Consider the following 24,924-nt stretch of genomic DNA (forward strand, 5'->3'; position numbering starts at 1 on the left):
CTCTCCTGAAGGAACGTTATCGCATGGAACAGATAACAAAACCGCATTGTGGTGCACGGCTGGATCGCTTACCGGATTGCCGCTGGCATTCGTCAATGTTTGCCATCGTCGCGTTTGGCTTGCTTGTCTGCTGGAGTAATGCCGTTGGTGGCTTGATCCTCGCGCAGCTGAAAGCGTTGGGCTGGACAGATAATTCCACCACTGCCACATTCTCAGCAATCACGACCGCCGGAATGTTTCTCGGTGCGCTGGTGGGCGGCATCATCGGTGACAAAACCGGTCGCAGAAATGCGTTTATCCTCTATGAGGCCATTCATATTGCTTCGATGGTTGTCGGTGCTTTCTCACCGAATATGGATTTCCTTATTGCCTGCCGTTTTGTGATGGGCGTTGGGCTGGGAGCTTTACTGGTTACACTGTTTGCTGGTTTCACCGAATATATGCCCGGAAGAAATCGCGGAACGTGGTCCAGTCGGGTTTCCTTTATTGGTAACTGGTCATATCCGCTCTGTTCATTGATTGCGATGGGACTCACGCCGCTGATTAGTGCAGAGTGGAACTGGCGGGTACAACTGCTTATCCCTGCAATATTGTCACTTATCGCTACGGCGCTGGCCTGGCGCTACTTTCCTGAATCCCCGCGCTGGCTGGAATCGCGCGGACGTTATCAGGAAGCCGAGAAAGTCATGCGGAGTATAGAAGAAGGCGTCATACGCCAGACGGGTAAACCTTTGCCGCCTGTGGTTATTGCTGATGACGGTAAAGCACCACAAGCGGTGCCGTATTCAGCCTTACTGACAGGAGTATTACTGAAACGCGTGATATTAGGCTCTTGTGTGCTGATTGCCATGAACGTTGTGCAGTACACACTAATTAACTGGTTGCCAACGATATTCATGACCCAGGGAATTAATTTAAAAGACTCGATTGTTTTAAATACCATGAGTATGTTTGGCGCGCCATTTGGTATTTTTATTGTCATGCTGGTGATGGATAAAATTCCGCGTAAAACAATGGGGATGGGGCTATTAATCCTGATTGCGGTGCTCGGATATATCTATTCACTGCAAACCAGTATGTTGCTCATAACGCTGATTGGTTTCTTCCTGATTACTTTCGTCTATATGTACGTTTGCTATGCCTCGGCAGTGTATGTCCCTGAGATCTGGCCAACAGAGGCCAAACTCCGTGGCTCCGGTCTGGCGAATGCGGTAGGGCGAATCAGTGGTATTGCCGCGCCTTATGCCGTTGCAGTGCTGCTCAGTAGTTATGGCGTAACGGGAGTCTTTATTCTTCTGGGGGCTGTTTCAATTATTGTCGCAATTGCTATCGCCACCATTGGAATTGAAACCAAAGGTGTCTCCGTTGAAAGTTTAAGTATTGATGCAGTAGCCAATAAATAATACTGGTGGATTCAAAATGAAAAATTCAAAAGCAATATTGCAGGTGCCGGGCACAATGAAAATTATTTCAGCAGAAATACCTGTGCCTAAAGAAGATGAAGTTTTGATTAAAGTGGAATATGTCGGTATTTGTGGTTCAGATGTACATGGTTTTGAATCAGGCCCGTTTATTCCTCCTAAAGACCCAAATCAAGAAATTGGCCTGGGTCATGAATGCGCCGGGACGGTTGTGGCTGTGGGAAGCCGCGTGCGCAAATTTAAACCGGGGGATCGGGTAAATATCGAACCTGGCGTTCCTTGCGGTCACTGTCGTTACTGTCTGGAAGGCAAATATAACATTTGCCCGGACGTTGATTTTATGGCGACACAACCCAACTACCGCGGTGCATTAACGCACTATCTGTGTCATCCGGAGAGCTTTACTTACAAACTGCCAGACAATATGGACACGATGGAAGGGGCGCTGGTGGAGCCTGCCGCAGTCGGGATGCATGCCGCGATGCTGGCAGATGTTAAACCTGGTAAGAAGATAATTATTCTGGGAGCGGGTTGTATTGGTTTGATGACGTTGCAAGCGTGCAAATGCCTGGGAGCAACGGAAATTGCCGTCGTTGATGTGCTGGAAAAACGTCTGACAATGGCGGAACAGCTCGGCGCGACAGTGGTTATTAACGGCGCAAAAGAAGACACTATTGCACGCTGTCAGCAATTTACCGAAGACATGGGCGCAGATATTGTTTTTGAAACAGCGGGTTCTGCGGTCACCGTTAAACAGGCACCTTATCTGGTCATGCGCGGCGGTAAAATTATGATTGTTGGTACTGTACCCGGCGATTCGGCAATCAATTTCCTCAAAATCAATCGCGAAGTCACTATCCAGACGGTATTCCGCTATGCCAATCGTTATCCGGTCACGATTGAAGCTATTTCTTCAGGGCGATTCGATGTGAAATCGATGGTGACGCATATTTACGATTATCGGGATGTACAACAGGCATTTGAAGAGTCAGTTAACAACAAACGCGACATTATTAAAGGCGTTATTAAAATTAGCGATTAATTAATACGGGAGAACAGAACATGCTCGCAGATATCAGATATTGGGAAAACGATGCCACAAATAAACATTATGCAATTGCCCATTTTAACGTATGGAATGCAGAAATGTTGATGGGCGTTATCGACGCAGCCGAAGAAGCGAAATCACCGATTATTATTTCTTTTGGCACAGGTTTTGTCGGCAACACCTCATTTGAAGATTTCTCTCATATGATGGTATCAATGGCACAAAAAGCAACGGTGCCGGTAATAACTCATTGGGATCATGGTCGGAGTATGGAGATTATTCATAACGCCTGGACTCATGGTATGAATTCATTAATGCGTGATGCTTCTGCATTTGATTTCGAAGAAAATATTCGTTTAACCAAAGAGGCTGTTGATTTCTTCCATCCGCTGGGTATTCCGGTAGAGGCGGAATTAGGGCATGTCGGTAATGAAACCGTTTATGAGGAAGCGCTGGCAGGCTATCACTATACCGATCCTGACCAGGCGGCTGAATTTGTTGAACGTACGGGCTGTGACTCATTGGCTGTCGCCATCGGCAACCAGCATGGGGTTTATACGTCAGAGCCACAATTGAACTTTGAGGTCGTCAAACGCGTACGCGATGCTGTTTCTGTTCCGCTGGTTTTGCATGGCGCATCAGGGATCAGTGATGCCGACATTAAAACTGCAATTTCGTTGGGTATTGCGAAAATCAACATTCATACGGAGCTCTGTCAGGCCGCAATGGTAGCAGTGAAAGAAAACCAGGATCAGCCTTTCCTGCATTTAGAACGTGAAGTGCGTAAAGCTATAAAAGAACGGGCATTGGATAAAATTAAACTGTTCGGTTCTGATGGCAAAGCGGAATAATAATATGGATAATCTCGACGTTATTTGTATAGGTGCCGCTATTGTTGATATTCCATTGCAACCGGTCAGTAAAAATATCTTTGATGTGGATTCTTATCCTCTTGAAAGAATCGCAATGACCACCGGGGGGGATGCAATAAATGAAGCAACAATTATTTCTCGTCTGGGCCATCGCACAGCATTAATGAGTCGTATTGGTAAAGATGCCGCAGGGCAATTTATTCTCGACCATTGCCGCAAAGAGAATATTGATATTCAAAGCCTGAAGCAGGACGTCAGCATAGATACCTCTATTAACGTTGGACTGGTGACGGAGGATGGCGAGCGGACCTTTGTCACAAACCGTAACGGCAGTCTGTGGAAATTGAATATTGACGATGTTGATTTTGCGCGGTTTTCTCAGGCGAAATTATTATCACTGGCCAGTATTTTCAACAGTCCTCTATTGGATGGTAGAGCGCTAACAGAAATTTTTACGCAAGCTAAAGCCCGGCAGATGATTATCTGTGCCGATATGATCAAACCGCGGTTGAATGAAACGCTGAATGATATTTGCGAAGCATTGAGTTATGTCGATTATCTGTTTCCTAATTTTGCCGAGGCAAAATTACTCACCGGGAAAGAGACACTGGATGAAATTGCTGACTGCTTTCTTGCGTGCGGCGTAAAAACGGTGGTGATTAAAACGGGTAAAGACGGCTGCTTTATCAAGCGTGGTGACATGACGATGAAGGTGCCGGCGGTCGCAGGAATAACCGCCATCGACACCATTGGTGCGGGCGATAACTTTGCTTCAGGTTTTATTGCAGCACTGTTAGAAGGTAAAAATCTGCGTGAATGCGCACGCTTTGCCAATGCAACGGCGGCTATCTCGGTTCTAAGCATCGGCGCCACCACCGGTGTAAAAAACAGAAAGCTGGTCGAACAATTGCTGGAAGAATACGAAGGATAATGAAGGCAAATGAAAAAGATACCTTTAGGCACAACGGATATAACGCTTTCGCGAATGGGGTTGGGGACATGGGCCATTGGCGGCGGTCCTGCATGGAATGGCGATCTCGATCGACAAATATGCATTGATACGATTCTTGAAGCCCATCGTTGCGGCATTAACCTGATTGATACTGCGCCAGGATATAACTTTGGCAATAGTGAAGTTATCGTTGGTCAGGCGTTAAAAAAACTGCCCCGTGAACAGGTTGTAGTAGAAACCAAATGCGGCATTGTCTGGGAACGAAAAGGGAGTTTATTCAACAAAGTTGGCGATCGGCAGTTGTATAAAAACCTTTCTCCGGAATCTATCCGCGAAGAGGTAAAAGCCAGCTTGCAACGTCTGGGTATTGATTACATCGATATCTACATGACGCACTGGCAGTCGGTGCCGCCATTTTTTACGCCGATAGCTGAAACTGTCGCAGTGCTTAATGCGTTAAAGGCCGAAGGGAAAATTCGCGCTATAGGCGCTGCTAACGTCGATGCTGACCATATCCGCGAGTATCTGCAACATGGTGAACTGGATATTATTCAGGCGAAATACAGTATCCTCGACCGGGCAATGGAAAACGAACTGCTGCCGCTATGTCGTGATAATGGCATTGTGGTACAGGTCTACTCTCCGCTAGAGCAGGGATTGTTGACCGGGACCATCACGCGTGATTACGTTCCGGGCGGCGCTCGGGCAAATAAAGTCTGGTTCCAGCGTGAAAACATGCTGAAAGTGATTGATATGCTTGAACAGTGGCAGCCACTCTGTGCTCGTTATCAGTGCACAATTCCCACTCTGGCACTGGCGTGGATATTAAAACAGAGTGATTTAATCTCCATTCTTAGTGGGGCTACTGCGCCGGAACAGGTACGTGAAAATGTCGCGGCACTGAATATCAACTTATCGGATGCAGACGCAACATTGATGAGGGAAATGGCAGAGGCCCTGGAGCGTTAAATACTCAACACGATTCACCTCTGTTTCTGTGAAAACTGTGATGAAAATCTGTGATTCAAACAGGTTATTTTGAAAGTAAACATCGGTTATGCGATAATTGCGCTAATGTGATGTAATAAAGATACAGGGGTGTAATCGTGGCGGCAAAAGACAGGATTCAGGCAATTAAGCAAATGGTTGCCAACGATAAAAAGGTGACAGTCTCAAATTTGAGTGGGATTTTTCAGGTAACCGAAGAAACCATTCGCCGCGATCTTGAGAAGTTGGAAGATGAAGGCTTTTTGACCAGAACCTATGGTGGTGCTGTTTTAAATACAGCGATGTTGACGGAGAATATCCATTTTTATAAGCGCGCTTCATCGTTTTATGAAGAGAAGCAGCTTATTGCACGCAAGGCACTCCCCTTTATCGACAATAAAACCACCATGGCAGCCGATTCCAGTAGTACCGTAATGGAATTGCTCAAATTGTTACAGGACCGTAGTGACCTGACGTTGCTAACCAACTCGGCGGAAGCGATTCATGTTCTGGCTCAGTCAGAAATTAAAGTCGTTTCAACGGGTGGGGAACTAAACAAAAATACACTTTCACTGCAAGGAAGAATTACTAAAGAGATCATCAGCCGCTACCATGTCGATATCATGGTAATGAGTTGTAAAGGTCTTGATATTAACAGCGGCGCGCTGGACTCTAATGAAGCGGAAGCTGAAATCAAAAAGACAATGATCCGTCAGGCGACAGAAGTTGCGTTATTGGTTGATCACTCTAAGTTTGATCGCAAAGCTTTTGTCCAGTTAGCTGACTTTAGTCATATTAATTACATAATAACTGATAAATCACCGGGTGCAGAGTGGATAGCATTTTGCAAAGACAATAATATCCAGCTGGTGTGGTAATTTAAGCACACATTGTCAATATTATTTGTTCCTGCGCCTGGAAATAAAATGATGATAAAGATGCGGCAAGTGAATTTGCCGCAATTGCTACCTTTTTTAGCAAATCCGAGGCACCCAATGGAACAATATGATCAAATTGGCGCAAGACTGGACCGCTTGCCTTTGGCCCGGTTTCATTATCGTATATTTGGTATAATAAGCTTTAGTCTGTTATTAACGGGGTTTTTGAGTTACTCCGGTAATGTCGTCTTAGCAAAGCTGGTAAGCAATGGATGGTCAAATAATTTCCTCAATGCCGCCTTTACCTCGGCATTAATGTTTGGTTATTTCATCGGCTCTCTTACCGGTGGGTTTATTGGTGACTACTTTGGGCGGCGCAGGGCGTTTCGCATAAATCTTCTCATCGTCGGTATTGCGGCAACAGGGGCCGCTTTTGTCCCTGATATGTACTGGCTCATCTTCTTTCGCTTCCTGATGGGAACAGGAATGGGGGCGCTGATTATGGTTGGCTATGCCTCATTTACGGAGTTTATCCCCGCGACGGTGCGTGGAAAATGGTCCGCGCGGCTCTCATTTGTTGGTAACTGGTCGCCCATGCTGTCTGCGGCGATAGGCGTGGTGGTTATCGCTTTTTTTAGTTGGCGGATAATGTTTCTGCTGGGCGGTATTGGCATACTGTTAGCCTGGTTTCTCTCAGGTAAATACTTTATTGAGTCGCCACGATGGCTGGCAGGGAAAGGGCAAATCGCAGGTGCAGAAAGCCAACTTCGTGAAGTAGAGCAGCAAATTGAAAGAGAGAAGAGGATTCGTTTACCCCCGCTTACTTTGAACCAGAGCAACAGCAAGGTTAAGGTAATCAAGGGTACCTTCTGGCTGCTGTTTAAAGGGGAAATGTTACGACGTACATTAGTCGCGATTACTGTTTTAATTGCAATGAACATTTCGCTTTATACCATCACCGTATGGATACCGACCATATTTGTTAACTCCGGCATTGATGTTGATAAATCAATATTAATGACCGCTGTTATTATGATTGGCGCTCCGGTAGGGATATTTATTGCGGCATTAATTATTGATCATTTTCCTCGTCGATTATTTGGCTCTGCCTTACTTATTATTATTGCTGTGTTAGGCTATATCTATTCAATTCAGACTACAGAGTGGGCGATTTTAATCTATGGCCTGGTGATGATCTTCTTTTTATACATGTATGTGTGCTTCGCGTCGGCGGTTTATATCCCGGAACTTTGGCCAACGCATTTACGCCTGCGTGGTTCGGGTTTCGTTAATGCCGTCGGACGGATCGTCGCAGTCTTCACGCCCTATGGCGTTGCGGCATTATTAACACATTATGGGTCGATCACGGTGTTTATGGTGCTTGGTGTCATGTTAGTGCTCTGTGCGCTGGTTCTCTCCATTTTTGGCATCGAAACGCGGAAGGTGTCGCTGGAAGAGATTTCTGAGGTGAATTAAATCTTTCGTTGATGGCGTCAATTACCAGATGTATCACTGATGTGTTTTATCTGGCCTACAATGCCAGTACAGAATTGTAGGCCAGCGTAAAATTACTCCTGCGTTTCTTCCCAGTCTGCCAGCGTATATAGCGTTGCCCCAGCTGCTGACATCTCCATAAACGCGTGCGCACTGTCCTGTGGCTGGATATTCACGCCACGACAACCATCGGTAATCACGTTCACCTTATAACCTAACTGTAACGCGTCCAGCACGGTAAACTTAACGCAATAGTCAGTAGCCAGACCCATAACGATCAATTCATTGATTACATGAGCGCGCAACCAGTCATCGAGCGCAGTTTTCTGCCGACGGCCGTTATCAAAAAAGGCACTGTAACTGTCAACTAAAGGATTTTCGCCTTTATGGAACACCGCTGCGATCGCTTTTTGCTTCAGTAACGGATGTAATTGTGCGCCTTCACTGTTCTGCACACAGTGATCGGGCCAGAAGGTTTGTGGCAAACCGTCGAGTTGGCCCGGCGTATAAGGCTCTACACCGTGCTGACTGGCAAAACTGCCGTGATTCGCCGGGTGCCAGTCCTGACTGGCGATAACCGCTTCACCGCGCGACTGGCACCAGTCAATCAGGCGGTTAGCGACATCCACCGTACTGTCACCTTCCGGCACGGCGAGCGCGCCACCAGCACAGAAATCATTTTGTAAATCGACCAGTAACAGGGCGCGAGGGGGCATTGCAGTCTCCTTAATCATCCGGCGTCAGTTCGCCACGCAGGTTTTGGCTCATGGCCTTGCGAATGGTTTCAGTATCAAGTTCCTGGCTAAGCAGGTAATGCAGTTTGGTTAGCGTGGCTTCTACAGTCATATCTGCACCGCCAATAACGCCGGCATGGGCGAGGGCGTTACCAGTGGCATAACCACCCATGTTCACTTTACCGGACATACATTGTGTCAGGTTGACCACCACAATACCGCGATCGCTGGCTTCTTGTAATTCCTGCAGGAAGGCTTTGTTTTGTGGCGCATTACCCACGCCATATGAGCGCAGAATCAATGCTTTCACAGGTTGGCGCAGAAAATTGCGCACGACGTCAGCAGAAATCCCCGGATAAATCGTTACTACGCCAATTGGTTGCGGCGTGATTGGATGAACGATCAATGCCCCTTCACCGTGCGGGGCGGGTGGCGTATTCAAACGGCGAATATGGATACCTGCTTCCAGTAACGGAGGAAGGTTTGGAGAGGCAAACGCATCAAAACCATCGGCATGGGCTTTGGTGGTTCTGTTGCCACGATACAGTCGATTATTAAAAAAGAGAGTTACTTCGTTGATAGGATAATTCGCCGCAACGTACAACGCATTCAGCAGATTAATTTGTCCGTCAGAGCGTAACTCAGCCAGCGGGATTTGTGACCCTGTCACAATGACCGGTTTACCGAGATTCTCGAGCATGAACGACAGTGCAGAGGCGGTATACGCCATCGTGTCTGTACCGTGCAGAATGACAAAACCATCATAATCGTCATAGTGCGCTTTAATATCTTCAGCAATATGCTGCCAGTCTTCTGGCGTCATATCAGAAGAATCCATCAATGGCGTATATTCATGAATGGTGAAATCTGGCATCTCCGGGCGATGGAATTCCGGCATCAGCGCCAGTTGGCGCTGTAGATGACCTGACACCGGAATATAACCCTGCTCGGAACGCTGCATCCCGATGGTCCCGCCCGTGTAGGCGACGTAAATTGATTTCTTTTGCATGATATTGATATGAATGATATCGAAAGAGCAAAAGTATATACGTGAGGCAGGGGGAGCGCACCTGATACTATGAGGATAAGGAAATATGTGGCGAGACAGCGGGAAGAGGATTCGTCGACGTAAAAAGTAATGTGGCCGACGATCTGTCGGCCACTTAGTACAAGACTTAACGCACGTTGGCGCAGGTCAGGCAAAACGCATAACGGTTTTGTGGGTCGTTAAACGCGGCCAGCTTGTCGCTTTCACTTTTAACGGTAGAGGCTACCGAGGCCAGCGGTGCAGGTAACATGGCCTGGAACGCATCTGGCAACATTGCCCGGACAGAACCAGACATGTTGTCCATCACTTTGTCGAAGAAGGTCGGTTCATCAACGTAGTATTCCAGATGCCACTGTTTCACTTTTGCCAGCTCTGCTGCTTTGGCGACCGCATCATCGAAATCCCCGAGACTATCGACCAGCCCGTTAGCTTTTGCATCCTGACCGGTCCAGACGTGACCCTGGGCGATTTTATCAATCTGCTCCGGCGTTGAATGACGCGCATCAGCAACCAGCGTGATAAAGCGTTTATAGCCATTCTCAATGCTTAACTGCATCATCTGCTGCGCTTCCGGCGGCAGTGCCCTGGTGATAGAAACATCTGCCAGCGGTGAAGTTGAGACACCATCAGTATGAACACCAATCGAATCCAGACTATTTTCTACGGTGGTGATCACGCCGAAGATACCGATAGAACCGGTCAGGGTGCTGGGGTTAGCCACAATGTAATTAGCTGGTGTGGAAATCCAGTAACCACCAGATGCCGCCATGCCGCCCATCGATACAACCACAGGCTTACCCGCTGCCCGGGCTGCTGCCAGTTCAGCGCGAATCACTTCAGACGCGGTAACGCTGCCGCCGGGACTATTAACACGCAGAACAATCGCTTTCACTTTCGGGTCAAGGCGAGCGTCGCGGATTTGTGCCGCAGTGGTATCACCGCCAACATTCCCCTGAGTTTCCTCGCCATCCATAATTGCGCCATTAGCGAAGACGACACCGATACTGTCACCGGTATCTGCCGGCGTTTTCAATGCGTAATCGTAATAACTGATGGCGCGATAATTTTTATCAGTTTTACTCCAGCCGAACTCTTTGGTCAGAGTTTTTTCGATTTCGGCACTCGATGCCAGTGCATCGACCAGCTTGTTTTCCAGCGCATATTTCGCGGTATCGCCACCGGTTTTGGTTAAACCCTCAAGCAACCCTTGCGCGCCAGGGAATACCTGCTGAGCAGGGATCTGGCGGTTAGCGGCAACAGTATTCAGATAGTTTTGCCACAGCTCACCAATCCAGCGGCTGTCAGTTTCGCGGGCTGCCGGCGACATATCATCACGAATAAACGGTTCAACGGCAGATTTATACGTACCCACGCGGAACACATGGGTGGAAACTTTCAGCTTATCCAGTAACGATTTGTAGTACAGACCGTTGGTGGCAAAGCCGTGCAGATCAACCACGCCTTGCGGAGACAGCCAAATTTTATTGGCGAAACTGGCGAGATAATATTGCCCCTGGCTGTAGTTCTCGCCAACGGCATAAACCGGTTTCCCGCTATCACGAAACTCTTTCAGAGCTTTGCCGATGTACTGCATAGACGGCTGGTCGCCGCCTGCGAAGTTTTTCAGATCCATCACAATACCGGTGATATTGCGGTCGTCCTTCGCCTGGCGAATGGTGTTGACGATATCAAACAGTGAGTTTTCCTGCAGACGATCGGAACTGGCACCAAGCAGCTGGCGGCTTAATTTACTAAACCGCTGAGAACTGTCGGGTTTATCGACGATCACACCAGAAATGTCCAGCAGCAGTGCGCCACGACTGGCCGTTTCTTTCGAATCACCACCACTGACCTGCATCCAGATCCCCACACCAACCAGCACGAGAAAAATAAAGAACAGGTTAAGTACCATTTCACGGACGAAATTCAGCAGACGCCACGTCCATTTAAAAAATCCGGCAATAAATCGCCAAAGGGTTCGCATGTATTCTCCCAACTTAAGGTCACACCTGTTTCAGGCGCAATAGATGTGGTTATCGTAATGACCCAACCGGCACTTGTCAGCAGGAATTGCGGACTGGGCTGTAACAAAATCCACTCTCGTGTTAATTTTGTGAATAAATATCATGACAGGAGTTAATCAAATGGATGCACTCGAACTATTGATCAATCGCCGTAGCGCCTCCCGCCTGGCTGAACCCGCGCCAACGGGTGAACAACTGCAAAACATCCTGCGTGCGGGTATGCGTGCGCCGGACCATAAGTCCATGCAACCGTGGCATTTCTTTGTGATTGAAGGGGAAGGGCGCGAGCGTTTCAGCGCTGTACTGGAGCAGGGGGCGATTGCTGCCGGTAGTGATAACAAAGCAATCGACAAAGCGCGTAATGCGCCGTTCCGCGCACCGCTCATCATAACGGTGGTGGCGAAATGCGAAGAAAATCATAAAGTCCCGCGCTGGGAACAGGAAATGTCTGCGGGATGCGCGGTCATGGCGATGCAAATGGCAGCAGTTGCCCAGGGGTTTGGCGGCATCTGGCGCAGTGGTGCATTAACTGAAAGTCCGGTAGTGCGTGAAGCATTCGGTTGCCGTGAGCAGGATAAAATTGTCGGTTTTCTCTACCTCGGTACGCCGCAGTTGAAAGCATCTACGTCGATAAACGTCCCGGACCCGACGCCGTTTGTGACTTATTTCTGATAATTGTCGCGAAACTGTCTGGATTGTGAGCAAAGGCGCAGGAATTCAGACACTCTCACTTATCACTTCATGGAATGAGGGTTACCATACCCGGATTGCATTGACAGGAGATGTCCATGAGCGAGAACTCGATTCGTTTGACCCAATACAGCCACGGCGCTGGTTGCGGCTGTAAAATTTCCCCAAAAGTGTTGGAAACCATCCTGCACAGTGAGCAGGCGAAGTTTGTTGATCCGAATTTGCTTGTGGGTAATGAAACCCGCGATGATGCGGCGGTGTACGATCTGGGCAATGGCACCAGTGTCATCAGCACCACCGACTTCTTTATGCCGATCGTTGATAATCCTTTCGATTTTGGCCGCATTGCGGCGACTAACGCCATCAGCGATATCTTTGCGATGGGTGGCAAACCGATTATGGCGATTGCGATCCTCGGCTGGCCGATCAACAAACTTTCCCCGGAAATTGCCCGCGAAGTGACCGAGGGTGGACGCTATGCATGCCGTCAGGCGGGTATAGCGCTGGCTGGCGGTCACTCCATCGATGCACCGGAACCGATTTTTGGTCTGGCGGTGACGGGGATCGTACCGACCGAGAGGGTGAAGAAAAACAGTACTGCACAAGCCGGATGCAAACTGTTCCTGACGAAACCGCTGGGGATAGGCGTTCTCACCACAGCCGAGAAAAAATCGCTGCTGAAACCGGAACATCAGGGACTGGCGACGGAAGTGATGTGCCGGATGAATATTGCAGGCGCGTCCTTTGCCAATATCGAAGGCGTAAAAGCGATGACCGACGTTACTGGTTTTGGTCTGCTGGGCCATTTGAGCGAAATGTGTCAGGGTGCTGGTGTGCAGGCGCGCGTCGATTATGAGGCGATCCCGAAACTGCCGGGTGTTGAAGAGTATATTAAGCTGGGCGCAGTACCTGGCGGCACCGAACGCAACTTTGCCAGCTATGGTCATCTGATGGGTGAAATGCCGCGTGAAGTGCGCGATCTACTGTGCGATCCGCAAACTTCTGGCGGTCTGCTGCTGGCTGTTACTCCTGAAGCTGAAGACGAAGTGAAAGCCACTGCCGCTGAGTTTGGTATTGAACTGTCGGCTATTGGTGAACTTGTTTCCGCCCGTGGTGGTCGTGCCATGGTTGAGATTCGTTAAGTCGATGCGGTTGTTTATTGCCGAAAAACCGAGTCTGGCGCGCGCCATTGCTGATGTCCTGCCTAAACCGCACCGGAAAGGCGATGGCTTTATCGAATGCGGTAATGGTCAGGTGGTGACCTGGTGTATCGGTCACCTGCTTGAGCAGGCGCAGCCAGACGCCTACGACAGCCGCTATGCGCGCTGGAATCTTGCGGATTTGCCGATTGTCCCGGAAAAGTGGCAATTACAGCCCCGACCCTCCGTGACTAAACAACTTAATGTCATCAAACGCTTCCTGCATGAAGCCAGCGAAATCGTTCACGCCGGAGACCCGGATCGCGAAGGGCAACTGCTGGTGGATGAAGTGCTGGACTACCTGCAACTGGCACCGGAAAAGCGCCAGCAGATACAGCGTTGTTTGATAAACGACCTGAACCCGCAGGCGGTTGAGCGGGCGATCGATCGTCTTCGCTCCAATAGCGAGTTTGTACCGCTGTGCGTTTCTGCACTGGCGCGGGCGCGGGCTGACTGGCTGTACGGCATTAATATGACCCGTGCGTATACCATTCTCGGTCGCAATGCCGGTTATCAGGGCGTGCTTTCCGTGGGACGCGTGCAGACGCCCGTACTCGGACTGGTGGTGCGCCGCGACGAAGAGATTGAAAACTTCGTGGCGAAAGACTTCTTTGAAGTCAAAGCACATATCGTGACACCTGCCGATGAGCGGTTTACCGCTATCTGGCAACCGAGCGAAGCGTGTGAACCGTACCAGGATGAAGAAGGGCGCTTGTTACATCGTCCACTGGCGGAGCATGTGGTTAACCGCATTAGTGGTCAACCAGCTATTGTCACCAGCTATAACGATAAACGGGAATCAGAATCCGCGCCGCTGCCTTTTTCGCTTTCGGCGTTGCAGATTGAAGCGGCTAAACGTTTTGGTCTGAGCGCGCAGAACGTGCTTGATATCTGCCAGAAGCTGTACGAAACGCACAAGCTAATCACTTATCCGCGTTCCGATTGCCGCTATTTGCCAGAAGAACATTTTGCCGGACGCCACGCGGTGATGAATGCTATCAGCGTTCATGCACCGGATCTGTTGCCGCAGCCAGTGGTAGATCCAGATATACGCAACCGCTGTTGGGATGACAAAAAGGTCGATGCGCACCACGCCATCATTCCGACCGCACGGAGTTCTGCGATCAACCTGACGGAGAACGAAGCGAAGGTCTATAACCTGATTGCCCGTCAGTACTTGATGCAGTTCTGCCCGGATGCGGTGTTCCGCAAGTGTGTTATCGAACTGGACATTGCCAAAGGCAAATTTGTCGCTAAAGCCCGTTTTCTTGCTGAAGCAGGCTGGCGCACGCTGTTAGGCAGCAAAGAGCGCGATGAAGAAAACGACGGCACGCCGCTGCCTGTGGTGGCGAAAGGCGATGAATTGTTGTGCGAAAAAGGCGAAGTGGTAGAGCGGCAAACCCAGCCGCCACGCCATTTTACCGATGCAACACTGCTTTCGGCGATGACCGGGATCGCACGCTTTGTGCAGGACAAAGATCTGAAAAAGATCCTTCGTGCGACCGATGGTCTGGGGACAGAAGCAACGCGTGCCGGGATTATTGAATTGTTGTTCAAGCGGGGTTTCCTGACCAAAAAAGGGCGCTATATCCACTCCACCGACGCCGGAAAAGCGCTATTCCATTCGCTGCCAGAAATGGCGACGCGACCGGACATGACCGCGCACTGGGAATCGGTGCTGACGCAAATCAGCGAAAAGCAGTGTCGCTATCAGGACTTTATGCAGCCGCTGGTGGGGACATTGTACCAGTTGATTGATCAGGCAAAGCGCACGTCGGTAAGGCAGTTTCGGGGAATAATGGCTCCCGGCGGTAGAGAAGGGAAGAAAAAGGATTCGCCACGCAAGAGAGCGCCGAAAAAAAGCCCGCCATCAGAAGAGGCGGGCAATGGAGTGATAACATAAAGGTTCTTTCAACCATCTGATACTGAAGATTTTTATGGCCGGATAAGGCGTTTGCGCTGTATCCGGCACAATTGTCTTAAATCACGCCCTGGCTTAACATCGCATCCGCAACCTTCACAAAACCGGCAATGTTCGCGCCCTGCACGTAGTTGGTTTGCTCACCTTCACCACCATGCTCAACACAGGCATGGTGGATATCCAGCATGATGTGATGCAAACGTGCGTCAACTTTCTCGGCTTTCCAGCCCAGGCGCGCAGCGTTTTGCGCCATTTCCAGGCCCGATGTTGCTACACCGCCAGCATTAGCCGCTTTACCCGGTGCAAACAGTACGCCTGCCTGCTGGAACAGTTCAGTCGCTTCGATGGTGGTCGGCATATTTGCCCCTTCGGCGACGGCTTTAACGCCATTGGCGATAAGCTGATGCGCGGCGTCAACATCCAGTTCGTTCTGGGTTGCGCAAGGCAGGGCGATATCAACCGGTACAGACCACGGTTGTTGGCCTTCGAGATAGACCAGACCAAATTCTTTGGCGTAATCTGCCACTCGACCATCGCGGCTGGCTTTGATTTCGATAAGACGCGCCAGTTTTTCTTTCGTGAATCCGCTTTCATCAACTACAGTGCCGCTGGAGTCTGACGCAGTGATCACTCGAGCACCAAATTCCATCGCTTTTTCGATAGCGTACTGGGCGACGTTGCCGGAGCCAGAAACGGAAACGCGCATTCCTTCAAAACCCATACCGTGGCGTTTTAGCATTGCTTCTGTGAAATAAACCAGACCGTAGCCGGTAGCTTCCGGGCGAATAAGACTGCCGCCAAATGAAAGGCCCTTACCGGTGAAGACGCAGGCGGTATTGTTGGAGAGCTTTTTCATCATCCCCGCCATAAAGCCGACTTCACGACCACCAACGCCGATATCACCTGCCGGAACGTCAGTATCCGCGCCCAGGTGGCGATACAGTTCAGTCATCAGCGCCTGGCAGAAACGCATAACTTCGCCTTCGCTTTTTCCTTTCGGGTCGAAATCGCTGCCGCCTTTACCACCGCCCATCGGTAGAGTAGTCAGGGCATTTTTGAAGGTTTGTTCGAAGCCGAGGAATTTGAGAATGGAGAGGTTAACTGACGGATGGAAGCGCATACCGCCTTTGTACGGGCCGATGGCAGAGCTGAACTGCACACGCCATGCACGGTTGACCTGCACCTGGTTGCGATCATCAACCCATACTACGCGAAACTGGATCACGCGCTCCGGTTCAACCAGACGCTCCAGTAATGACATCTGACGATATTTGGGATTTTGTTCAAGAAAAGGCCAGAGTGTGGTCATTACTTCACGAACGGCTTGCGCGAACTCGGTTTGATTCGGGTCGCGCTTTTGGACATGGTTGAGGAATGACTCCAGAGAATATGTCTGATCCATAGATATAAAACCCTTATATATTAATACGATTATGCTTATGTTGTTTATGTCATGTGCTTTTGCAGTTTTCGACTATACCATCAAGAATGTGACGGTAAGCAAGAAAAAAATGACCCAGGAAAGCAAATTAATAACGAGAGTAATCTCATAACCAAATGCGATAACTCAGACGCTAAAGTTTTGCCGCCCGGCTACCGTTATCTGTAGAAGAGACAATAACGTTAAGGAGTTCCCTGTGAGTCGAGCATTGATCGCCGTAGTATTAGCATTTCCATTAATTACACTGGCTAACCCGCATTATCATCCGGACGTGGAGGTAAACGTACCGCCAGAAGTGTTCAGTTCAGGCGGGCAGTCAGCGCAGCCCTGTACTCAGTGCTGCGTTTATCAGGATCAAAATTATTCTGAAGGGGCAGTAATTAAAGCCGAAGGAATACTGCTGCAATGCCAACGGGATGACAAAACCCTAAGCACTAATCCGCTGGTCTGGCGGCGCGTGAAGCCATAAACGCCTCTAATAATGGAATGTCAGCAGGGGCCAGCGGATATCGCAGCGCCTCTTCAGGTGAGCACCAGACCAGCGCCTGATGTTCATGTGCCTGTAACGTCCCGTGGAAGTCGGGTACGTGCCAGGCATGAAGATGGATAATCCGCCCCGAAACTTCTCGCTGATGGCTGGCAACATAGTCACCAACAGTTGCTTCGATGCCCAGTTCTTCGTTTAACTCACGCACCAGCGCCTGCCGCTGGCTTTCATCCGGCTCGACTTTACCACCGGCAAACTCCCATAATCCCGCCTGATCGCTCTGGGCAGGGCGTTGCGCGAGTAAAATTTTGCCATCACGTTCGATGATGGCGGCAACAACTTCAATCATTTTCATAAATTACACACGGGCAGATAAGCGAAAAATGCCATAATATCCGCACTGTTGCTCAATCAGAAAGGCTTTATATTTAAGGAGTGCCTGTGCTAGACCGCCATCTTCATCCCCGGATTAAACCGTTGTTGTATCAGTGCGTGCGGGTTCTTGATAAACCGGGCATTACGCCAGATGGTTTAACATTAGTGGGATTTGCTATCGGCGTGCTGGCACTGCCGTTTCTGGCGCTGGGCTGGTATCTGGCGGCGCTAATCGTCATTTTGTTAAACAGGCTGCTTGATGGTCTGGACGGTGCGCTGGCGCGGCGCAGAGGGCTTACCGACGCGGGCGGCTTTCTCGATATTTCTCTCGATTTTCTTTTTTACGCGCTGGTGCCTTTTGGGTTTATCCTCGCCGCACCGGAGCAAAACGCCCTGGCAGGCGGCTGGCTGCTGTTTGCGTTTATCGGCACGGGCAGCAGTTTTCTCGCTTTTGCTGCGCTGGCGGCGAAACATCAGATTGATAATCCCGGTTATGCGCATAAATCGTTTTATTATCTGGGCGGGTTAACCGAAGGCAGCGAGACGATTTTGCTGTTTGTTCTGAGTTGCCTCTTTCCGGGCTGTTTTCCGTGGTTTGCGTGGGTATTTGGTGCGTTGTGCTGGATGACGACCTTTACGCGGGTGTGGAGTGGGTATCTGACGCTGAAGTCGCTCCAGCGTCAGTAATTGCAATGTTATTTGCTGCTGTCCGGGCCGCGTTCACCGGTTGCTACCGGATTTTTTGGATCGCTGCTCCATTCGTACCAGCCGCCGTCGTAAACGGAGACGTTATTCCAGCCCATTGCGCGTGCGTACATAAAGGTTTCGGACGCGCGCCAGCCAGTACCGCAGTAGAATGAAACTTGCTGATCTGGTTTGATATTCCATGCTTTCCACATGGCGGTAATATCATCGGCGCTGCGCATGGTGCCATCCGGGTTATGGAAATCTTCCATATGCGTCGAGTCGCTACCTGCGTGTCCCCAACGTGCTCCGGCTATTTCACCTTTTGGTTTAATATAGCTGTAACCGCTGGTCGTACCGATAAATTCTGGCCACGAACGAATGCTCACCAGCGATGCATCCTGGCGATGCAGCAGTCCACGCGCTTGTTCCATATCAAGCATCAGTTGCGGTTGTGCCGGGATCTTCACGCCGAAATCCGGTTCCGCTTTCACTTTCGGTGGCGTTCCGCGCTCAACGGGCAGACCCGCGTCGGACCAGGTTTGCCAGCCTCCGTCCAGCAGGCGCACATCTTTCACGCCGGCATAAAGCATAATTTGCGCCACACGCGCTGCAGCGTATACGTCACGCCCGTACAGAATGACCGTGGTGTCATGGCGAATACCGTGTTTTGCCAGCATCGCTTTCAGTTGTTCATCAGAAACTTTGTTCCACAGCGGTTCGCTTTCCACTTCGTTGGTGTCGATGTAGTCAGCGCCGGGAATATGGCTGATAAGGTAAAATTTTGGAGCGCCCCAGGCCGCTTCAATGACTTTCCAGTCACCGGCAGGTTTCGCCGTAACCTCTTTACCTTGTTGCAGGTCATGCAGCCACTGCGGATATACCAGCTGTTCAAAGTGCGGCAGTTTTTGCAAACGGGAAGGTTCGCTTAGCGCGTCACTCAGGATGGAGATATGCGTAAAACCTGCTTTTTGCAGTCGCGTTTTGACGGCGTCGACATCTTTGTCATTACCGTACAGCGCCACCGGGGCATCGGCTTTCAGGTTATGTTGCTTGATCCACTCGTTGAGCTGTTCGGTGCTCATTTTGTCGAGCCAGCTAGCAGAGAGGTTTAAGGCGGCAGGTTCATGACCGGAAGGGCCATTTAAGGTTTGTGGCCAGCCGTTATAAAACGCGCTGGGGCGAGTATCAATCGCTTTGCCATTTTGTTGTTGAAGCTGGTCAAGTGTAAGAGGCTTCGCCAGTTCAGCGGCCCACGAAGAAGCGCAAGCCAGCCCTAAAGCCATTGCCAGCGCGGTCATTTGAGAAACACGTTTCATCGAAAATCCCGACATTGTAGTTTTGAGAGCGCCATTCTGAACTGACGCATTGGGAAAAACTTTGCGTTATCGCAGTTTGTTGTAATTTTCTGACCACTGCGCCATATCCAGAACGGGGCTATCAGGAGGAACATCCTGAAGATCGTGCGTCACCTGCACAACAGGGATCGCCATGGCGCGAATTTCGCTGAACACCCAATGGCGAAAATTATCGCGCAGGGCCACATCAAGACGGCTGAAGGGCTCATCCAGTAGCAACGCTTTTGGCTGAGCGAGAAGGGCGCGCAGCAGAGCAACGCGCGCTCGCTGACCGCCAGACAAAGTGGCAGGATCCTGATGGAACGCTCCGTCAAGGCCTGAACGCTCAAGTGCATCATTCACGGCATTACGTCGGGCATTCCCCTTAAGTGTCGCCGGTAGCGCCAGCAGTAAATTTTGCCCGACGCTGAACTGGTCAAATAACAGTGCATCCTGGAAAAGAATGCTAATCTGACGCTGTGCGGTGGGTAGCATGTCAATCCGTTGCTCATTAAGCCATAGCTCCCCTGTACAAGAAAACTGTCCGGCCAGCGCACCAATCATCCACGAAAACAGAGTGGATTTCCCGCAGCCGGATGGTCCCATTAACGTGACAATGTCACCTTTATCTACTGTAAAGTTAACGTTTGTCAGCAAGCGGCTTTCTGGTAAACGTAGCGAAACATTTTTCACGCAGAGCATTAGCGGAGTCCTTGTCTGACATAACCTACCCATTTTGCGACTAACGCGGTCAGGGCAAAAATAATAAGCGGTAACAGCAGTTGCCATAAAGCCTGGGCGGCGAGAATACCGTTGCTGCCGCCGCTGCTTAATGCCACCGCTTCAGTGGTGAGCGTCGGAAAACGCCCCGCGCCCAGCCACAGCGTCGGCATATACTGCGCAATACTGACTGAAAATCCCACCGCGAAGGCAATCAGCGCAGGGCGCAACATAAGTGGACATTTTACGTAAAAGAAGATTTTGGCCCGCGACCAGCCCAGTGTTTGCGCAATCAAAATTAACCGTGAATCAATGCGCTGCCAGGCGGGTTGCAGGATAAACAGCATCCACGGCATTACCCACAGCAGATGCCCCCAGACCACCGCCGTCCAGCTTCCATCCAGGTTCAGCCATAGCGCCAGCGTGTACTGGCCCGCCACCAGCGGCAGAGCGGGTAATAAAATGGGCAACCATAGCCACAACTGGCGACGCTGTGGCCCCCATTCCAGCCACAGCAGTAACAGGAGCAAAGAGATGAATGCCGCCACCAGCCCCATTGTCAGGCTGTTGATGAGCGCTTCACTATTGATCGTCGACTGATCCGCGAGGATCGCCAGCAGAACCACACACAGCACACCGGTTAAGGGTAAAAAACTCGCCAGCGTATTGCCTGGCAATAAAGGCGTGGCAGGCTTACGAACGCCATCTACGCGGGGAATAGTACGTCGCCAGCCACGCCATAGCAGATAGCCCAGCAAAACGTAGGCGGCGAGTAACAGCATCAGCAGCAGGCTGGCGAGTGCACCTTTCGTTTGTTGATCGGCGTCGCCCTGAGTTAACCACTGCCAGCTAATTACCGCCAGCGTCGGGGGATTACCTGGCCCAAGAATAATCGCCACATCCACGACCGACAGCGACCAGGCGACAATCGCCAGCATCGCCATTGCTAACGCAGACGCGACGGAGGGCAACAGCAGCCAGTTCAGGCATTGCCAGCGGCTGTAGCCCAGCGAATCCAGCACAATGAGTTGCTGCAACAGCCGTTTTTCGCTCAATACTGCCGCTAAGATCCACAGCAGAAATGCGCTTTCTTTTACCGCCAGGGTGAGGCCCAGCCCAATACCCAATTTGTCCATTGGCGGAGTGAAATACGGGAAATAGTCATAAAGCAGCCCTCCGTCAGCAAAGATCAGAAGGGCGCTGGTGGCAAAAGCCACATGGGGAATGGCGAGCAGCCACGGCAGACGGGCGCACATACGCTGCCATTTCGGCCCTGGCCACAGCGCCACAATCACCAGCAGGGCAATCAACAACGCCCCGACCGCCGCAATGGTTGTCGACACCAGCGTTGCCAGTAATGCCTGCGGTAACTGTGGATCGGCAAATAACGCCTGCCAGTGCGTCAACGACAAAGCAGGCGATATCAGCGTCAGAGCTGCCGGGATCAGCGGTGCATAAATCACCGCCATCATCGCCCACAGCAAAAAGATTAATGCGTACTGTAACGGTGTAGCCATTCTTGTTCCAGCGCATTTACCCAACCTGCGTGCGGTTCAGCCAGTACAGGCGGCAGATCCTGCGGCATTCTCGATTGCAATGATTCGCGCTGCCCGTCAGGCAGTTTTTGCGGATCGAGAACAGAAGGATCGCCCCAGACAGCGGGATCTGCTTTACGCAGTTGCGCATCGGGTGAGAGCAGGAAATTGGCAACTACCTTCGCCGCAGCACTGGCATTCGCGTTGGCAGGAATGGTGACGAAATGGACGTTGCCAATCATCCCCTCGCGAAAACCAAAACTGTAACTGCTTGCAGGCAAATCGCCGCTGGCGATTTTTTGCTGCGCATGTGCAGGGTTAAAGGTCAGCGACAGGCGCAATGTGTTAGCTTTCAGCAGAGCATCCATCCGCGCGGGCGAAGGCGGGAAATCCTTTCCTTCGCGCCATAAATACGGATGCAGTGCATCAAGATATTGCCACAAGGGCGCAGTGACGCGGGCGAAAGTCGCATCGTCCGGCGCTTCTTTTAATGCTGTGGGATCTGGCGTTAGCATAATCAGCAACTGTTCAAGAAACGCCGTGCCGGTAAAGTCCGGTGGGCGGGGATAGGTAACCGTGCCGGGATTGGCTTTAGCAAACTCCAGTAAGGCTTGCGGCGTTTGTGGTGGCTGTGGCGTAACATCGCGGCGGGCGATAAACGTCAGTTGTGCGCCGCCCCAGGGCGATTCAGCCCCTTCTGTAGGCACTGAAAAATCTTCCCGCACCGGAAGCTGTGTGTCGACATAGCGCCAGTTGGGCAGAGTCTCCGCCCAGCCCGTTTGTAATAAATTGGCCTCTTTTAAGGTGCGGAAGTTTTCGCCGTTCACCCAGAGCAGATCCACCGAACCGCCCGTTTTACGTCCGGCAGCAACTTCGGTCTGAATGCGTTTCACCGCGTCTGCGGCATCCGCGAGACGAACAATCTTCAGGTTTATAGCGTAATGGGTTTTCATCTCGCCGCTAACCCAGTCGAGATAGCGGTTAATTGCGGTATCGCCGCCCCAGGCGTTAAACCATACGGTTTGTCCTTTGGCCTCATTTTTTATTTCCTGCCAGTCACTGGCATGTGTTGCCAAAGAAAACAGCGATAACAATCCCAGCAACCACCCACAATGGCGCATCTTCTCTCCTTAAGAACGTTTTTCAGGAATACGGCACAGCCCCTGAGCGGGAATGTCCATGGCAGAATTAAAACGGGCTGACAGATTTTGCAGGCCTATCAATGCCGTCAGTTCGGTGAGCGCCTGAGCGTCAAAATGCGTAGCCAGTCGGGCGCGCAGGGCATCATCGACCGTTGGCGGCGTTACGCTTGCGGCTTCGGCGTACTCCAGCGCCAGCCGTTCTTCATCGCTAAAGAGCGGGCTTTGCCGCCAGTCAGCCACTGCCAGCAGTTTATCGGTGCTGCCGGTACGCTCGGCGACTTTCATACTGGTGATATCCACGCAAAACTCACACAGGCACATTTGCGCAATGCGCGCGCTGACAAGCGATCGTACTACCGGATCGAGCGGTGAGCGTTTGCGCTCCAGCCAGCCGACAAACATCGACACCAGATAAAAGATAAACGGGATCCGCCCCCACCAGCGAATCGGGCTTAGCACCTCGCCGTAATGGCGACGATGCAGCCACGTCTGCGGACGTAAAATGAAAGGAATTTTGCTAAGCGGCGGTAAACCCATCAGGCATTCCTCTTCTGGCGCTCAAGCCATATTTTCTTCGCCATAAAAATCACCACGGTCAGGGCAAACAGAATAAACAGTCCGGTGACAAACCAGAAAGTACCGCCTGTTAACATGCTGCCCGCCCAGGAATAAACAATAGTCGCCGGTAATTGACCAAGCCCGGTGGCGATAAAAAACGAGCGAAAACGTATTGAAGTCAAACCGGCAGCATAGCTGATTGGATCGAAAGGGACAAAAGGCAATAACCGACATACCAGGATGGTGTGTTTGCCGTAGCGAGTGAAAAAGCCGTCCATACTGTCAAGTACGGTTTTGCCGGTTAATTTTTCCACCACTTCGCGGCCCATCACTCTGGCGATAAAAAAGCACAGTGCCGCGCCGGCCATCGAACTGGTCCACGACAGTAAGCCGCCCCAGAACGCACCAAACAGCGACGCATTGGCAAAGGTGATCAAAAACGCAGGTAGCGGTGCAGCAATGGCCTGTAAAATCATCAACAAGAACGAGACAACTGCCGCTAGTGCGCCGTAAGACTGAATAAAGCGTTCTATACCCTGTTGGTCCACGGCGGCAAACGCCGCAACGCTGCGATTGATAAACTCATGGACGCCGGGAAGCAGCGCCCATGCCAGCAGCACAGCGAACAACAGGATGATGAGGGTTATACGGTAGTACCAGATTTTACGCGATTGCATCTTCATCATCCGTTATCCTGCTTTATTCGGTGATTTTAAAGGTAACCGTTGCCGGCGTGTTATCCGCCGGGAGAACTGAGGCATTGCCTTTGAATTTCACTTCGCCGCGTTTTTCCACCGCACCATAAGTGTATGTTGCATTGCTGACGATGCCGACCGGGCAGCTATCCAGACACACCAGGCAACCCGTTTTCTTCTCTTCTGCTGCCGTTAAATTACCGCCAAAGCGCATGTCCAGTTTCTTGCCATTACTGTCAACAATCACTTCATCGAAGGAATACGCTTTTGCCGCCCCTTGCCAGTTGACCGAAATATCCAGTTTGCTGCCTGTGACATGAGTCGTTTCTTTATTATCCATCGTCATGTTTTCGCCCGGCGTACCACCTGCCTCTTTCAGGGCTTCATAAAATGCTTTCGGGGTCGCATAACCCATAAACAGCGATTTATGTCCGTTGGAGCCATCTTTAAACACAATACCGTGACGAGTGTCATCGGTGAGGAAACGACCATTAATTTGCACCAGCATGGTTACCGTATGGTTATTGGCATCGACACGCAGCGGTTGGCTGTTCGAAAGTCCGTCGTATTCCACTTTTGCAGCCGCATTCTCTTTTTGATCGCAGCCGCTAAGCCCAGCAACAGCCAGTAAGCAGAGTGCAGCCAGTCCTTTTTTCCATGACACTGAATAATGTTGCAACAT

At 50.7% G+C, this 24,924-nt stretch carries 24 protein-coding genes; 12 read left to right on the top strand and 12 right to left on the bottom strand.

Features of this window, described 5'->3' with window-relative positions; genetic code table 11:
• The first annotated feature begins 23 nt into the window (after window positions 1-23).
• The 7 genes from ydjK to ydjE all read left to right on the top strand — a co-directional run bounded on the left by ydjK (window position 24) and on the right by ydjE (window position 7,634).
• The gene (gene ydjK, locus EAS44_RS11860) at window positions 24-1,403 is read left to right on the top strand and encodes an MFS transporter (protein WP_000435297.1); all 1,380 of its coding nucleotides are present in this window, start codon (window positions 24-26) and stop codon (window positions 1,401-1,403) included.
• A 16-nt stretch (window positions 1,404-1,419) separates the two neighbouring features.
• Window positions 1,420-2,463 (top strand): NAD(P)-dependent alcohol dehydrogenase, encoded by a 1,044-nt coding sequence (gene ydjJ, locus EAS44_RS11865; RefSeq protein ID WP_000798120.1) that lies wholly within the window; start codon window positions 1,420-1,422, stop codon window positions 2,461-2,463.
• Between the two features lie 20 nt (window positions 2,464-2,483).
• A complete protein-coding gene (gene ydjI, locus EAS44_RS11870; protein WP_000878877.1) occupies window positions 2,484-3,320 on the top strand; it encodes a ketose-bisphosphate aldolase in 837 nt (278 codons plus the stop codon).
• A 4-nt stretch (window positions 3,321-3,324) separates the two neighbouring features.
• Window positions 3,325-4,272, top strand: coding sequence for a sugar kinase (gene ydjH / locus EAS44_RS11875; RefSeq protein WP_001298227.1), 948 nt, complete (start codon window positions 3,325-3,327; stop codon window positions 4,270-4,272).
• A gap of 9 nt (window positions 4,273-4,281) precedes the next feature.
• Complete coding sequence (ydjG, locus tag EAS44_RS11880) at window positions 4,282-5,262, top strand: NADH-dependent methylglyoxal reductase (RefSeq protein WP_000723732.1); 981 nt, start codon at window positions 4,282-4,284, stop codon at window positions 5,260-5,262.
• Window positions 5,263-5,399: 137 nt separating this feature from the next.
• Entirely contained in the window at window positions 5,400-6,158 is a 759-nt protein-coding gene (gene ydjF / locus EAS44_RS11885; RefSeq protein WP_000719088.1) for a DeoR/GlpR family DNA-binding transcription regulator, read from the top strand.
• Window positions 6,159-6,275: 117 nt separating this feature from the next.
• The gene (gene ydjE / locus EAS44_RS11890; RefSeq protein ID WP_001313906.1) at window positions 6,276-7,634 is read left to right on the top strand and encodes an MFS transporter; all 1,359 of its coding nucleotides are present in this window, start codon (window positions 6,276-6,278) and stop codon (window positions 7,632-7,634) included.
• 92 nt (window positions 7,635-7,726) lie between these two features.
• On the opposite strand, the gene pncA is transcribed toward ydjE, so the two are convergent.
• The 3 genes from pncA to sppA form a co-directional block, all read right to left on the bottom strand.
• The gene (gene pncA / locus EAS44_RS11895) at window positions 7,727-8,368 is read right to left on the bottom strand and encodes a bifunctional nicotinamidase/pyrazinamidase (RefSeq protein ID WP_001135068.1); all 642 of its coding nucleotides are present in this window, start codon (window positions 8,366-8,368) and stop codon (window positions 7,727-7,729) included.
• Window positions 8,369-8,378: 10 nt separating this feature from the next.
• Complete coding sequence (ansA, locus tag EAS44_RS11900; protein WP_001170153.1) at window positions 8,379-9,395, bottom strand: asparaginase; 1,017 nt, start codon at window positions 9,393-9,395, stop codon at window positions 8,379-8,381.
• A gap of 166 nt (window positions 9,396-9,561) precedes the next feature.
• A complete protein-coding gene (sppA, locus tag EAS44_RS11905) occupies window positions 9,562-11,418 on the bottom strand; it encodes a signal peptide peptidase SppA (RefSeq protein WP_001259843.1) in 1,857 nt (618 codons plus the stop codon).
• A 160-nt stretch (window positions 11,419-11,578) separates the two neighbouring features.
• Between sppA and ydjA the strand changes: the two genes are divergently transcribed.
• From ydjA to topB, 3 genes are all read left to right on the top strand, one after another.
• On the top strand, window positions 11,579-12,130 hold the full coding sequence (ydjA, locus tag EAS44_RS11910; RefSeq protein ID WP_000339292.1) for an NAD(P)H nitroreductase: 552 nt from the start codon (window positions 11,579-11,581) through the stop codon (window positions 12,128-12,130).
• 116 nt (window positions 12,131-12,246) lie between these two features.
• Complete coding sequence (selD, locus tag EAS44_RS11915; RefSeq protein ID WP_001350663.1) at window positions 12,247-13,290, top strand: selenide, water dikinase SelD; 1,044 nt, start codon at window positions 12,247-12,249, stop codon at window positions 13,288-13,290.
• Window positions 13,291-13,294: 4 nt separating this feature from the next.
• Window positions 13,295-15,250, top strand: coding sequence for a DNA topoisomerase III (topB, locus tag EAS44_RS11920; RefSeq protein WP_001332112.1), 1,956 nt, complete (start codon window positions 13,295-13,297; stop codon window positions 15,248-15,250).
• Between the two features lie 76 nt (window positions 15,251-15,326).
• Here topB and gdhA read toward each other — a convergent pair whose 3' ends face one another.
• Window positions 15,327-16,670, bottom strand: coding sequence for an NADP-specific glutamate dehydrogenase (gdhA, locus tag EAS44_RS11925; protein ID WP_000373044.1), 1,344 nt, complete (start codon window positions 16,668-16,670; stop codon window positions 15,327-15,329).
• 235 nt (window positions 16,671-16,905) lie between these two features.
• On the opposite strand from gdhA, the gene ynjH reads away from it, so the two are divergent.
• Entirely contained in the window at window positions 16,906-17,178 is a 273-nt protein-coding gene (ynjH, locus tag EAS44_RS11930) for a YnjH family protein (protein WP_000085248.1), read from the top strand.
• Here the strand turns inward: ynjH and nudG are convergent.
• Window positions 17,144-17,551 (bottom strand): CTP pyrophosphohydrolase, encoded by a 408-nt coding sequence (gene nudG / locus EAS44_RS11935; protein ID WP_000781887.1) that lies wholly within the window; start codon window positions 17,549-17,551, stop codon window positions 17,144-17,146. The genes ynjH and nudG overlap by 35 nt on opposite strands.
• A gap of 86 nt (window positions 17,552-17,637) precedes the next feature.
• On the opposite strand from nudG, the gene ynjF reads away from it, so the two are divergent.
• Window positions 17,638-18,258 (top strand): CDP-alcohol phosphatidyltransferase family protein, encoded by a 621-nt coding sequence (gene ynjF / locus EAS44_RS11940; protein WP_001350662.1) that lies wholly within the window; start codon window positions 17,638-17,640, stop codon window positions 18,256-18,258.
• Window positions 18,259-18,266: 8 nt separating this feature from the next.
• On the opposite strand, the gene ynjE is transcribed toward ynjF, so the two are convergent.
• The 7 genes from ynjE to ydjY all read right to left on the bottom strand — a co-directional run bounded on the left by ynjE (window position 18,267) and on the right by ydjY (window position 24,924).
• Window positions 18,267-19,574 (bottom strand): thiosulfate sulfurtransferase YnjE, encoded by a 1,308-nt coding sequence (gene ynjE / locus EAS44_RS11945; protein ID WP_001296117.1) that lies wholly within the window; start codon window positions 19,572-19,574, stop codon window positions 18,267-18,269.
• Between the two features lie 66 nt (window positions 19,575-19,640).
• Window positions 19,641-20,294: an ATP-binding cassette domain-containing protein gene (ynjD, locus tag EAS44_RS11950; RefSeq protein ID WP_001514276.1), complete on the bottom strand. Its 654-nt coding sequence runs from the start codon at window positions 20,292-20,294 to the stop codon at window positions 19,641-19,643.
• Window positions 20,294-21,829, bottom strand: a complete 1,536-nt coding sequence (ynjC, locus tag EAS44_RS11955; RefSeq protein WP_000224928.1) for an ABC transporter permease — start codon at window positions 21,827-21,829, stop codon at window positions 20,294-20,296. The genes ynjD and ynjC overlap by 1 nt, the downstream gene beginning before the upstream one ends.
• Complete coding sequence (gene ynjB, locus EAS44_RS11960) at window positions 21,802-22,968, bottom strand: ABC transporter substrate-binding protein (RefSeq protein ID WP_001215367.1); 1,167 nt, start codon at window positions 22,966-22,968, stop codon at window positions 21,802-21,804. Before ynjB ends, ynjC begins: the two co-directional genes overlap by 28 nt.
• A 9-nt stretch (window positions 22,969-22,977) precedes the next feature.
• Window positions 22,978-23,526, bottom strand: a complete 549-nt coding sequence (ynjA, locus tag EAS44_RS11965; protein ID WP_000524093.1) for a carboxymuconolactone decarboxylase family protein — start codon at window positions 23,524-23,526, stop codon at window positions 22,978-22,980.
• The gene (ydjZ, locus tag EAS44_RS11970; RefSeq protein ID WP_000977153.1) at window positions 23,526-24,233 is read right to left on the bottom strand and encodes a TVP38/TMEM64 family protein; all 708 of its coding nucleotides are present in this window, start codon (window positions 24,231-24,233) and stop codon (window positions 23,526-23,528) included. Before ydjZ ends, ynjA begins: the two co-directional genes overlap by 1 nt.
• A 13-nt stretch (window positions 24,234-24,246) precedes the next feature.
• A complete protein-coding gene (ydjY, locus tag EAS44_RS11975; protein ID WP_000939208.1) occupies window positions 24,247-24,924 on the bottom strand; it encodes a lipoprotein YdjY in 678 nt (225 codons plus the stop codon).

The organism is Escherichia coli DSM 30083 = JCM 1649 = ATCC 11775, from assembly GCF_003697165.2.
GTDB classification, from domain to species: Bacteria; Pseudomonadota; Gammaproteobacteria; order Enterobacterales; family Enterobacteriaceae; genus Escherichia; species Escherichia coli.

Coding starts and splice junctions, on each gene's coding strand:
- ydjK (WP_000435297.1), top strand. CDS start 24: ATGGAACAGATAACAAAACCGCATTGTGGTGCACGGCTGGATCGCTTA.
- ydjJ (WP_000798120.1), top strand. CDS start 1,420: ATGAAAAATTCAAAAGCAATATTGCAGGTGCCGGGCACAATGAAAATT.
- ydjI (WP_000878877.1), top strand. CDS start 2,484: ATGCTCGCAGATATCAGATATTGGGAAAACGATGCCACAAATAAACAT.
- ydjH (WP_001298227.1), top strand. CDS start 3,325: ATGGATAATCTCGACGTTATTTGTATAGGTGCCGCTATTGTTGATATT.
- ydjG (WP_000723732.1), top strand. CDS start 4,282: ATGAAAAAGATACCTTTAGGCACAACGGATATAACGCTTTCGCGAATG.
- ydjE (WP_001313906.1), top strand. CDS start 6,276: ATGGAACAATATGATCAAATTGGCGCAAGACTGGACCGCTTGCCTTTG.
- pncA (WP_001135068.1), bottom strand. CDS start 8,368: ATGCCCCCTCGCGCCCTGTTACTGGTCGATTTACAAAATGATTTCTGT.
- ansA (WP_001170153.1), bottom strand. CDS start 9,395: ATGCAAAAGAAATCAATTTACGTCGCCTACACGGGCGGGACCATCGGG.
- sppA (WP_001259843.1), bottom strand. CDS start 11,418: ATGCGAACCCTTTGGCGATTTATTGCCGGATTTTTTAAATGGACGTGG.
- ydjA (WP_000339292.1), top strand. CDS start 11,579: ATGGATGCACTCGAACTATTGATCAATCGCCGTAGCGCCTCCCGCCTG.
- selD (WP_001350663.1), top strand. CDS start 12,247: ATGAGCGAGAACTCGATTCGTTTGACCCAATACAGCCACGGCGCTGGT.
- topB (WP_001332112.1), top strand. CDS start 13,295: ATGCGGTTGTTTATTGCCGAAAAACCGAGTCTGGCGCGCGCCATTGCT.
- gdhA (WP_000373044.1), bottom strand. CDS start 16,670: ATGGATCAGACATATTCTCTGGAGTCATTCCTCAACCATGTCCAAAAG.
- nudG (WP_000781887.1), bottom strand. CDS start 17,551: ATGAAAATGATTGAAGTTGTTGCCGCCATCATCGAACGTGATGGCAAA.
- ynjE (WP_001296117.1), bottom strand. CDS start 19,574: ATGAAACGTGTTTCTCAAATGACCGCGCTGGCAATGGCTTTAGGGCTG.
- ynjD (WP_001514276.1), bottom strand. CDS start 20,294: ATGCTCTGCGTGAAAAATGTTTCGCTACGTTTACCAGAAAGCCGCTTG.
- ynjC (WP_000224928.1), bottom strand. CDS start 21,829: ATGGCTACACCGTTACAGTACGCATTAATCTTTTTGCTGTGGGCGATG.
- ynjB (WP_001215367.1), bottom strand. CDS start 22,968: ATGCGCCATTGTGGGTGGTTGCTGGGATTGTTATCGCTGTTTTCTTTG.
- ynjA (WP_000524093.1), bottom strand. CDS start 23,526: ATGGGTTTACCGCCGCTTAGCAAAATTCCTTTCATTTTACGTCCGCAG.
- ydjZ (WP_000977153.1), bottom strand. CDS start 24,233: ATGATGAAGATGCAATCGCGTAAAATCTGGTACTACCGTATAACCCTC.
- ydjY (WP_000939208.1), bottom strand. CDS start 24,924: ATGTTGCAACATTATTCAGTGTCATGGAAAAAAGGACTGGCTGCACTC.